This window comes from Paenibacillus silvestris, from assembly GCF_009882985.1.
GTDB lineage: Bacteria > Bacillota > Bacilli > Paenibacillales > NBRC-103111 > Paenibacillus_E > Paenibacillus_E silvestris.
In genome coordinates, this window is record NZ_WTUZ01000019.1 from 34,167 (window position 1) to 44,963 (window position 10,797).

11 protein-coding genes are annotated in these 10,797 nt (G+C 48.4%); all 11 read right to left on the reverse strand.

Annotation, left to right across the window (positions count from 1 at the left end; all coding sequences use genetic code 11):
* Positions 1 to 743, reverse strand: a 743-nt coding sequence (locus GQF01_RS15125; protein WP_161407609.1) for a class D sortase, incomplete at its 3' end; no start/stop codon positions are given.
* 96 nt (positions 744 to 839) lie between these two features.
* Positions 840 to 3,332, reverse strand: coding sequence for a stage II sporulation protein E (gene spoIIE / locus GQF01_RS15130; RefSeq protein WP_161407610.1), 2,493 nt, complete (start codon positions 3,330 to 3,332; stop codon positions 840 to 842).
* Between the two features lie 327 nt (positions 3,333 to 3,659).
* Complete coding sequence (locus GQF01_RS15135) at positions 3,660 to 4,250, reverse strand: S1 domain-containing RNA-binding protein (RefSeq protein ID WP_161407611.1); 591 nt, start codon at positions 4,248 to 4,250, stop codon at positions 3,660 to 3,662.
* 105 nt (positions 4,251 to 4,355) lie between these two features.
* On the reverse strand, positions 4,356 to 4,676 hold the full coding sequence (locus tag GQF01_RS15140; protein WP_161407612.1) for an FtsB family cell division protein: 321 nt from the start codon (positions 4,674 to 4,676) through the stop codon (positions 4,356 to 4,358).
* Positions 4,677 to 4,691: 15 nt separating this feature from the next.
* Entirely contained in the window at positions 4,692 to 5,267 is a 576-nt protein-coding gene (yabQ, locus tag GQF01_RS15145) for a spore cortex biosynthesis protein YabQ (RefSeq protein WP_328803465.1), read from the reverse strand.
* Positions 5,264 to 5,551, reverse strand: a complete 288-nt coding sequence (yabP, locus tag GQF01_RS15150; protein ID WP_157324487.1) for a sporulation protein YabP — start codon at positions 5,549 to 5,551, stop codon at positions 5,264 to 5,266. Before yabP ends, yabQ begins: the two co-directional genes overlap by 4 nt.
* 119 nt (positions 5,552 to 5,670) lie before the next feature.
* Positions 5,671 to 5,934, reverse strand: coding sequence for an RNA-binding S4 domain-containing protein (locus GQF01_RS15155; RefSeq protein ID WP_161407614.1), 264 nt, complete (start codon positions 5,932 to 5,934; stop codon positions 5,671 to 5,673).
* The gene (locus GQF01_RS15160; RefSeq protein ID WP_029197991.1) at positions 5,934 to 6,206 is read right to left on the reverse strand and encodes an HU family DNA-binding protein; all 273 of its coding nucleotides are present in this window, start codon (positions 6,204 to 6,206) and stop codon (positions 5,934 to 5,936) included. Before GQF01_RS15160 ends, GQF01_RS15155 begins: the two co-directional genes overlap by 1 nt.
* A 168-nt stretch (positions 6,207 to 6,374) precedes the next feature.
* Complete coding sequence (gene yabN, locus GQF01_RS15165; protein WP_161407615.1) at positions 6,375 to 7,892, reverse strand: bifunctional methyltransferase/pyrophosphohydrolase YabN; 1,518 nt, start codon at positions 7,890 to 7,892, stop codon at positions 6,375 to 6,377.
* A gap of 370 nt (positions 7,893 to 8,262) precedes the next feature.
* A complete protein-coding gene (locus tag GQF01_RS15170; RefSeq protein WP_235959740.1) occupies positions 8,263 to 9,969 on the reverse strand; it encodes a putative polysaccharide biosynthesis protein in 1,707 nt (568 codons plus the stop codon).
* A gap of 131 nt (positions 9,970 to 10,100) precedes the next feature.
* Entirely contained in the window at positions 10,101 to 10,643 is a 543-nt protein-coding gene (gene spoVT / locus GQF01_RS15175; RefSeq protein ID WP_161407616.1) for a stage V sporulation protein T, read from the reverse strand.
* Positions 10,644 to 10,797 lie beyond the last annotated feature (154 nt).

Below are 10,797 nucleotides of genomic sequence, written 5' to 3' on the forward strand. Positions count from 1 at the left end.
ATTTTCCCTTTGATAATTAAACGGTGCGTCGGATTATCCATCGGGTCACATGTTATTAAAGTTATTTCCTTCTCTTTACCGTTGCTCTTTAGGACTGATATGTCCGTAGGAAGGACGTACTGCTTATCCTCCACAATGTATTTGAACTGTTTGCTCCCTGTCTCGACTTGAATGATGTCACCTAGATCAACTTCATCTAATCGGTTGAAATTCTTCCCGTAGGTCAGATTTCTATGACCAGCTATCGCATAGTTGCCTACTTCACCTGGTTTCCCCGTATTGACTATACTTGCAACAGAAACTTTCAAATTCTTCACAGTTGCGTCCGTCAGGATCGGGAGTTTCAAATTGATTTTATCAATCCGCAGCACACCTTCTACATTCTTCGGGAGCGGTGTCGGTTTGGGTGCAGCTTGTATATCCAAAGTCTGTGCCGCCTTTACACTAGGCAGATTAGTTGACGGATTGGCAGCGGCCGAATCGACTGACTCTACAGAGTCCAGTGGATCTATAGTGCCCAAACTGCTAATTGCCCCGACTTTTCCTAAAATATTATCAACACTCTCAGATTGTGCAATCTCACTCTCCTCCGTTGAGATTTGATCCATGACCTGCAAACTTTCCTGCCATTGATTCATAATCTTCTGCTGCTGATAACTCTCGTATCGGTCATTCAAGGCTGGGTATAGAAAAATTAAGGCCCCGAGAACGATACATGCGAGAGAAAGCACTTTCCTGAACATGCCATACCGCCTTTCTCATGAATCCTGTAATACTCTTATTTTCCCACACCAAAACCGCAACAGCAAATGAGCTGTTACGGCTTCATTTTTGAGAGGCTAACTGACCGTTTTCGGACGTTCCATGCGCGTAATCCCCGGCCAACGGAATGTCGCCCACTCCGGCTGCCGCTTCTCTACGCGAGCGACAACGACAGTCATGTCATCTTGAATTTCGCCATGATGATGGCGGAAAATTCGCTCCAACAAACAATCCGCGAACTCTTGCGGCAAGGTCGTATCGATTTCCTGGATCATGCGCTTCATCCACATCTCCTTATTCACCGCGTGGCCTGGGGCATCATAGATCCCGTCAGTCATCATGACGAGGATATCCCCTGACTGGAGAGGAATCGACACCAGATCCACATCGATCTCGCTCAGAATCCCCACGGGAAGATTATTCGCGGAGATCGAAATCACCTCATTCCCACGCTTAATAAAGCTCGGTATGGAGCCAATCTTCATGAACGTCGTGTTTGCGTTATACATGTCAATCAAGGCCATATCCACCGTCGCATACATTTCGTCGGAGGATCGGAGCATGAGCACCGAGTTCAGCGACTTGATTGCCAGCTTCTCATCCATCCCAGACTGCAGCAGCTGCTGCAGGATGCTAAGGGCGGTCTGACTCTCGGCCCGCGCCCGCTCGCCATTGCCCATGCCGTCGCTAAGCGCAACGGCATACTTGCCATTGCCCAGCTCCACCGTGGAGAAGCTGTCGCCCGAGAAGAGGTCGCCCCCTTTGGCTGCGCCGGCGACCCCGGTCTCTACCTCGAATTCCTTCGCAGAGCCGAATACAACCGTGCTGTAGCCCTCGCCGCGTTCATGCATCTCCTCACGCATCACGGCGACGTTCTCGCCGATGATTTCGCTCAGCAGCGGCGCAATGATTTTCCGGCATTCATCGAAGCCTTTCGTGTATTGATGAATAATTTCGATTTCAATGTTTCCTTCATCCAAGGAAATAATATCGATCGTATGAATAGATAAGCCCAGCTCCTCCAGCGCATTACGGATTTGCTCTTCCTGAAGGAATAACTCCTGCCCTTCCCGTTTAATTTCCTTCGCCAGGTCCTCCATCACCTGCGAAACGCCTGACAGCTGATCTGCCACCAGATGGCGGCTGTCCATAATTTGTTTTTTCCAGTGCAAATCATTCTTATATAAACTATATTGCTGCTTCATCACATCTAGCACTTGATCTGTCCGATTACACACCTTCTTCCACTCCGCAGGTATTTGCTTCTTCGTCATATTCTCCTTCGTCTCAATATGGGTCATCATATCCGTCATATACGTATACGTTTGATAAAATTTCTGATCCCAGCACTGGCTCTTTTTCCAGCAGGATTCACAGGTTTTCTGTGCGACGGCATTCATGAAATGCCCCACTTCCTCCTCCTTGCGGCTTACCGCATCATCCGTAGTTAATTGCTTAAAGCTGCGCGATAGCTGGCGAAACACTTCCGAGAACTGTTCCACACGGCTCGCCGTCACATCGCGAACCCGCTTCGCATAGTCCTGCTGTGATTTGAGATTCTCCTGCGTGCCCGGAACATATTTGGCCAGCGTGAGAATCAAACTCCGAGGCGTAAGAAGGAACAGCGTAACAGCTGCAAGTGATTCCCAAGCGGAATTAATCATATCGGCACTTGAACCTATATAGAACGATAGAATCGAAGATCCCAGCAGCATGCCGAAGGCAACAGCGAGCCGATTCCCTTCCTTGAGAAGTCCCGCTAACATCCCGGAGAAGGCGAGCAAGCTCATTTGATAGACGGCGTTGCTATTCGCAAGACTTAAGATTAGCCCTGTGATGACGCCAACCGAAGCCCCAAAAGGTGCTCCGCCTACCAATGCAAATAACAGAATTAAATATCGGGAGAGCACGTGCTCCACCGTGACAGGCCCCATTACCCAGCTCACCGTCCCTGTCATAACGGATGCCAGTAAAATAATTAAACAAATGATTTCCTCGTGTTTCAAATGATAGTTTTTACGGGTAAGTGTGAAGACAGGAATAGCTTGTATGAAAATTAATGTCAGCACTAGACTGAGCAGCGCTTCTACAGACAGCATCATTAAGGAATACCAGCTTAAGTTCGAAACGACCAGTTCCGCAAAAAGCTGGACCAAGAAGGTTGAGCTGAATACGAGTAGCGGCGCTAAGGATAGATCTGACCGTTCAAACTTCTCGAACGCTTTTTGGATGAGCAGGAAGACGATAATCTCAGTTACGAGATACCCCGTATTCGAATTCAGAGATAATAAGCTCCCAGCAAATGCCGCAATCCCTACCCAGTGCAGAATGTCTCTCCTCGTAAAATAAATAACCGCGATAAAGGCCAAAGCAAATGGAGATAGCTGTTCCAGGATCATTGCACGTCCAAGTAGGAAAGCCATAACGATGAGAAGAAAAGTCCACTTCTTAGCCACAAAAGCTTGAACAAAACGATTTTCCACTGCAGCACTGTGAGCACCTGTTTTCGCTCTTTGCCATATTCCTGACCATCCGCCACTTATCGTCGCACCTAGGCTTCTTCTTTGCATGCTTTGAACACCATCCATTCTTCCCTTATTTGTTTCTCTAGTATAGAGACAATCTAGCAGAAAGTTTGTCAGAATGAGTTGATAGATTCAAAGAAATTTCCGACAAGCCGCGCCGGCCGTGTCATTAGCCTCTAGCCCTTGCCGTGCCTCACTTTATTCTCGTGAAAGCGTATCCAAAAGTCTGATCCTCCCGAACTTTCGCCACGCAGATGGGGGAGATACCCGTAACTCCATGTCGATTGGAATTGACCATACGATGAATTGTAATAATTAAAATAAAAAAACCACATCCGCCTAAGCGCAATGTGGTTCTATTATAAGCATCTATTAGTCTCTTCTTCCGCCTCGGCCACCGCGTTTGGACTCGGTGTTCTTCTTCAGAGACGAAATCCGCTCTTCACTATCTTTAAGGAAACGAGATACTTTATCTTCGAACGAGAACGGTCTAGCTCCGCCTTGCTGCTTGTTAAAGCCGCCGCGACCGCCACCACCGCCGCCGCCACGATTGAAGCCGCCGCCGCCTGGACGACCACCGCCTTGACCACCGCTTGGAGGACCACTGCGTTCTCCGCCACTACTTGGACGACCACCTTGGAAGCCGCCTGGACGATCTCCGCTCGGGCGTCCTTGATAGCTGCTGCCACCTGTACGTTCAGGACGAGCTGGTCTTTCCTCAACTGGCTTGTCAACCGTTTGCTTGATCGACAGTCCGATCTTGCCATCCTTGTCCACGTTAATCACTTTGACCAATACTTTGTCTTCCAGCTTTAAATGGTCATTAACGTCTTTCACATAATTGTCCGCGATCTCCGAAATGTGAACAAGACCGGTAACTCCTTCAGCAAGCTCGACGAATGCTCCAAAGTGAGTAATCCCCGTCACTCTACCCTCTAACTTGGTGCCAACTTCAATTGCCATAAAGTAAAATGTTCCTCCCTTAAAATGTTGAAAACACTGGCTACGCCGATTATAACCGATGCAGAAACCACGGTCAACACGGCATTCGCCCCTTCTTCAGTCCTTTTATTGCTTCGAGACACTAAGAGGCGTCTCTCCCGTTTTGCTATAGTGAAAATCCCGGCGAATAATTTGATCTAAGTATTCGTCATTATGCAGCCTACTGATTTCCTTCTGAGTCTGCTCCTTGACCTTCTTCGCATCAACGAGCTGTTGCTCCATATTCGCCACGGCATTTCTCTTCTCGTGAAGCTTAGCGAACTGCCCCCAAATATTAACAGCAGCCCAACTCATAAAACAAAGGACAAAGATCATCAGAAAACGCAGTCTTCGCTTTGAGCCTACACTACTGCTGCGCTTGTTTGGTGCGGTTGCTTGAGCCTGCATGTATAGGAATTCCTCCTACTTTGAGAATAACCTGCGATACAACGTTACGATCTTACCCGTCAGCTTCTTGAGCCAATCAGGGATCACGAAATATTTATGCACAGGCCGAGTCATCCAGAGGAGTAATCTCCACAAAGGATAAAGCAATTGTAGCACAATTCTGTAAAGGAATATAGCTACAGCTAGCAAAAAGCCCAAAATTATCACCGTTAGACGATATAAGCCAATGATCGGTTTAATGATGAGAATTTCGACGGTTTTTGCAATAAACTTGTAAATCGCAATAACAACTCGTATGAGCAGCAGCGTAAGATGAACCACAATTTGGCTGAGGAAGGCGAAATAAAAGCAAATACCAATCCCGATCCCCAGAAAAATAAACATACGAACTTGTCCTTCATTGCTGTAAATGAGCAAGCGGAACACGAGGATTGTCGCCACAATCCAGTACACAGTATCAACGAGCGGAATCGTCCACCGCGGCAGCTTGAGCTTACCGGAAAGCACACGAAACACATCAAACATCGCACTAATGGCGACCCCGCTCAAAAACATCATGAAAATCGTATGGAATTGAACGTTCAGGGTCACTTGAATAATTTACCAAGGAACCCCTTGGATTTCTCCTGGGTATTTCCATCCACATACGATAATTCTTGAATAAGTCCTTCGATGGCGACTAACCCTTGCTCCAAGCTCAAATTCTTAATGTGCAAATTCTGCCCCTTAATCATCAGGTAGCCCATTTCCGTTTCAAGGAGGAACTCTTCGCTGTCAAAGCTCTCTACGTTCAAAACTCCGGAGATCTCCAAGAGCTTGCGATTCAGCATTTTAATTTCTTGCCGTTTGTTCGTATTTTTAACGGGTTCCATCATGGCCTGTACCCCTCCTTCATCTATCATTACGATATGGGAGGATGTCCTATTTTAGAACACAAAAAAAAGCCCAAGATCCCTCATCCGGGAATCCTGGACTATTTGGTGTTTTGGGTGTGTTACTCGAACTGATAAGCTTCTTCCTTGACCAGCGTGTACATCTTCGCAGCATCCTCTTTACGGGTCGACTCCGATAAGAGTTCTACGCGAATTGTCACCTTTTTCTGACCAAATTGAATAGCTAATTCGTCGCCGACTTTCACTTGCGTACTCGCCTTGGCATCTCTGCCGTTAATCCAGACGCGCCCTTGATCGGACACATCCTTCGCTACGGTTCGGCGCTTAATCAGTCGAGATACTTTTAGAAACTTGTCGATTCGCATTATTTTACAGCGTCTTTAAGCTTGTTGCCCGCTTTGAAAGCTGGAACGTTGGATTCCGCGATCACGATTGGGTTGCCTGTTTGTGGGTTGCGGCCTGTACGACCGGAACGTTTACGAGTTTCGAAAGTTCCGAAACCGATTAATTGAACTTTATCTCCGGATGAAAGAGCGTCTGTAACTTCACCAAGGAATCCGTTAAGTACAACTTCTACGTCTTTCTTAGTTAGCCCGCTTTTTTCTGCAATGTTGTTGATCAAATCTGTTTTGTTCATGTGATTTGTTACCTCCCAAAAATAGTTGAAGATCATGTCTTCTATGTACCAAAGCCGCAAAGCTGAGAGGACTTTGAACGATGTTCAAATATCCCTACTAGTAAATTTCCATATTCAACCTTACACCAAACTTAGTATTCTTCTTTTTTCGTCAAATTCCTTCTATTACTAGCGAAGTTTTGTAACTTTTTTTGCTTCCTGCCAATAATTTTCCATCTCTGATAACCCAGTTTGTTCAAAAGAAAGCCCTTTTAAACATAGCTGATCTTCTATATATGAAAATCTTTGAATAAATTTGCGATTTGTGTGCGCAATAGCTTCTTCCGGATCAATTTTGAGGAATCTAGCAACATTTACGATAGAAAAAAGCACGTCCCCGAGCTCCTCAAGACGATCTTGGGCCGCCTCTTCCGACTGATTATCAATAGCTTCGCGAAGCTCTCCCAGCTCTTCCTCCAGCTTCTGAAGCACCTCGTGCAGCTCAGACCAATCAAAGCCAACGGTAGCCGCTTTCTTCTGCAGCTTCAATGCCTTCATGAGCCCTGGCAATTCACGTGGAATGCCGTCCAGGACAGATTGCTTCGTCACGTCGATGCCTTTCTTCCGCTTCTCCTCAGCCTTCATCGCATTCCAGTTCACAAGTGCCTCATCGGCATCCTCTGCTTTGTTGTCTCCGAATACGTGCGGATGGCGACGAATGAGTTTCTCGTTCAACGTAGCAATTACGTCATAAACAGTGAACGTCCCAATCTCCTCTTCCATCTGCGCATGGAGCATAACTTGCAGCAGCAGGTCTCCGAGCTCTTCGCACATGTGCTCAGGATCATCTTCATCGATCGTTTCCAGCACTTCGTAAGCTTCTTCGATGAGATTTTTGCGAAGACTGGCATGCGTCTGTTCGCGATCCCAAGGACAGCCCTCTGGGCTCCGAAGAACTTGCACGATTTCGTGCAAACGGCCAAAAGTGCGATAGCGGACCTCGTCCTGCTCGCTCTTAGGCACCCAAACCAGCGATAGATTCCCGTAGCCCTTCACATGATCCAGCTCATGCAGCGGCACTTCGATAATCTGCTCAGCACCCGCCACACCTAGGGAGTGACCCACAACAACGCGGTATTCATCCGGGTAGGTCTCCATGAGGGAAATCTTGAGGTCTGACGCCGTATAGGTATCGTAGACCTGCCCAACAATTGTATGCATCTGAGGATTAAGCGCATAGCGGCTAAGACTCGTAGCATCAAGCAGCTGAAAGCCATCAATCGGATCAAAGCCGAAGCGTAAGAAAGCCTGATCTAGAAAGCTTTCTCCCCCCATCACTTGCAGCGAGATCCCTTCTTCTGGACACCTCATCTTCAAGAGTTGTACCGTATATTCCGCCACCATGGGGTGACCTGGCACAGCGTAGATGACCTCGGCGGATGCGTTTTTGGCAGATTGAATAAGCGCTTCTGCAATAGATTCATATACCCCTTCAAAACTTTGATGAGCCATATAGTTGGAATCGAAGGTTTGGTAAGGGATTTGATTGCTGTCCAGCATGCGAACCATGGGATGGTCCTCTGTACGCAAATAAAGCGCAGTTTGTGACTTTGCTGCATTTTGGAGCTTTTTCCAGATACCGAGGGTGAGCTGGTCTTCTTCTCCCGTTCCGAGTCCGACGACTGTAATTTGAGCTTGAGTTGACATGGGGTAGCACCTCCTGAAATATGTATGGGACCCGAGTTGGATCCAGATAGCCGGCCTAGAGTTCTCTACTTCACGAGAGAGTGATAGCTGGGAAGTCTTTGGGCGCTTTTACTGCAGAAAGTGCAGGTAAATGCCAAAAGACTTCCCTCATGTGCAGGTCTTACTGCAAAAAGTGCAGATAATTTTAAACCAATCAGCCGATATGGCTGCTTTTAAGGGAATTTCCTGTATAAAATGCAGGTTAAGCCCGGGATCAGCTGCTGGTATGCTAATTTACTGTACATTGTGCAGGAAATTGTATGCTGCAAAACGTACAGAGTAACGGCAATGGCTGCCGTGTGGGCAGCCGCACCAGCAGCTGTGGAAAAACCTACTGGCCGGCCGAACGGCCAGCCGGCCAGATGCGAGCCAGGACCGGCGCCAGCTTCCGGTCCAGCTCCGGCATCAGCCGCAGCTCCTCGCGGCTGATGCTGCCGCTGCGCAGCAGCGCAAGCCCGTAGACGGCCGCGCCGCCGGCTACCCCAACCAATGCGATTGCGCTCGCGCTCAATCGCTCAGGCAAGTGCCATGCCGCCACAGCGGGCATGGCTAGCAGTTCCAGCGCTGCGAGGCAGACGCCCATCGCCACCACGCCCAGCGTGGGTGCGATGACGTACGGCCGCAGCGCGAAGCGCGCCCCGGTGCTGCGGCGCAGCTGCACCAGATTCAGCCCCGCCGCAGCGGCGTAGGCGATCACCGCGCTGAGCGCGGCGCCGTCGATGCCCCAGCGGGGCATGAGCACGACGTTGCCGAGTGCTTTCAGCACGATGGCAACGAGCAAGGCTTGCGCCGGCGTGTGAATCGCGCCGGCCCCCTGCAGCACGCTGGCGGAGACAGCGTTCAGCGTGCTGAAAAGGGCCGTGAATGCCAGCACGGCCATCGTCAGGCTGGCCTCACCGTTTTTGTATAACATGATATTGATCGGCACCGCGGCAAAAGCGAGTCCAAAGGACGCGCCGAGTCCTATAAGCCAAGAAAGCCGGATGGACATCTCCGCCCGAGAGCGCATCACATCGGTCAACCCTCTCGCCTTCGCATCCGCCATGGCAGGAACGAGGACAGCCGACATGGATGAGGCCACCATAACAACAAGCTGGACAAGCGGCAAGCCGCGATTATACAAACCGAACTGCCGCATAGCTTCAAGCTCGCTCCCTTGCGAAGCTTCCAACAATCGCGGCATGGTGAACGTATCCACCAATGTCAATAGCGGCACTACGATTGCACCTAAGCAAACAGGTATCGCATAGGCTGCAATTCGCCTCATCCACAGCCAAGTGGACAGAGGCTTAACTTCAGTCTTCTTCCCACTACCCGGCTCCTCCGAATACTTCAAATCCCGTATTGCTTTTCGCCAATATACATACATCACGACTAATCCTGCGGCTGCGCCAGTAACAGAGCCAAAAGTCGCTCCTGCCGCAATCCACTCTTCATCATAAGCAAGAGCCGCCAAATAAAGCAGCAGAGCAACCATTGTAATAACCCGAATCAACTGCTCAATCACTTGTGAGACAGCGGTTGGCAGCATGTTTTGATACCCTTGGAAATAACCGCGCAAAACAGCTAATGTCGGAGCTAATAGCAGTGCAAAAGAAACACTACGAATCGCCTTTTCCGTCTGCTGAATGCCAATCCATCCAGCGATCTCACCCGCTCCAAGGTAGAGTAGTACAAATAAACAGATACCACTGCCTAGCAGCACCACTCCGGATATACGGGCAATGCGTTTAGCCTCCCAATGTTCGCCGTCGATAACACTTTCCGCCACAAACTTGGAGACAGCGATAGGAAAACCTGCCGTAGCCGCAAATAAAATCAAAATATAAAGCGGATAAACCGCATTATAAATGCCAAAAGCGGCATCTCCCGCTACATTTTGCAGCGGTATTTTTTGCAATGTTCCGAGTAATTTCGAGAGTACAGCCGCAGCCCCAAGAACAGCAGCCCCTTTCAGCAGCTTGGCCGTGCCCTGTTTTCCGACATTCTGCTGGAGCTCTTCGCGTTCCATGTGATGCCCCTTGCCGGTCTCCCCCATCCTAGTTCTCCTCTACCTGATGTGATACATATAAACGTATTATAACGAAATAGCTCTTTGCAGACAAAAAAAGCTTCTCTTACAGATGAACATCACCTCAGTAAGGAAGCCTTTGTGTATTATGTTTGTATCTATTGTTCCATCTGTTTCGCCAGAAAACCAGCGGCTGTTTCTACCATCTTCACTTCCATGTTGCCCATTTTCACACTCTCATCTTTCGAGATCAAAATTACGGAGCCAATTGGATCGCCACCAGCTACGATCGGAGCAGCCACGAAAGAAGAGAACGTTTCATTCATATCTTTAATAATCTCAAATTGCCCGGAGCTGCTCTCCAAAAGCGGTTTACGATTTTCCATGCAGGATTCAATAATGGACCCCACTGATTTCTCCAAGTAATCCTTTTTGGATCCACCAGCCATAGCAATAATCGTGTCTCGGTCTGAAATCATCGCAATATGATTAGTACTCTCAAACAACGACTCAGCGTACTCCTTAGCAAAATCACCAAGCTCACCAATAGGCGAATATTTCTTCAGAATCACTTCACCATCGCGATCAACGAAAATTTCCAAAGGGTCACCTTCGCGAATTCGCAGTGTGCGTCGTATTTCTTTGGGAATAACAACTCTCCCTAAATCATCTATCCGACGGACAATTCCAGTTGCTTTCATACCTCTAGATGCCTCACTTTCCGCTCAAGAATTAGATACGACAGGAGCATGAAATCTTGTATGCTAGATCGGGTTTTGGTGGGAACTTGAATTCTATCCATAGTATTCTTCACTTCCCAATCTTCTATGCAGTCGCTTCTGCTAAGGAATTTTT

Excerpts from the sequence above, each read along its gene's own strand:
- GQF01_RS15160 (WP_029197991.1), bottom strand. The coding sequence starts at position 6,206 with ATGAACAAAACAGATTTGATCAACAACATTGCAGAAAAAAGCGGGCTA.
- yabP (WP_157324487.1), bottom strand. The coding sequence starts at position 5,551 with ATGATGGAACCCGTTAAAAATACGAACAAACGGCAAGAAATTAAAATG.
- spoIIE (WP_161407610.1), bottom strand. The coding sequence starts at position 3,332 with ATGCAAAGAAGAAGCCTAGGTGCGACGATAAGTGGCGGATGGTCAGGA.
- yabN (WP_161407615.1), bottom strand. The coding sequence starts at position 7,892 with ATGTCAACTCAAGCTCAAATTACAGTCGTCGGACTCGGAACGGGAGAA.
- GQF01_RS15170 (WP_235959740.1), bottom strand. The coding sequence starts at position 9,969 with ATGGGGGAGACCGGCAAGGGGCATCACATGGAACGCGAAGAGCTCCAG.
- spoVT (WP_161407616.1), bottom strand. The coding sequence starts at position 10,643 with ATGAAAGCAACTGGAATTGTCCGTCGGATAGATGATTTAGGGAGAGTT.
- GQF01_RS15135 (WP_161407611.1), bottom strand. The coding sequence starts at position 4,250 with ATGGCAATTGAAGTTGGCACCAAGTTAGAGGGTAGAGTGACGGGGATT.
- GQF01_RS15155 (WP_161407614.1), bottom strand. The coding sequence starts at position 5,934 with ATGCGAATCGACAAGTTTCTAAAAGTATCTCGACTGATTAAGCGCCGA.
- GQF01_RS15140 (WP_161407612.1), bottom strand. The coding sequence starts at position 4,676 with ATGCAGGCTCAAGCAACCGCACCAAACAAGCGCAGCAGTAGTGTAGGC.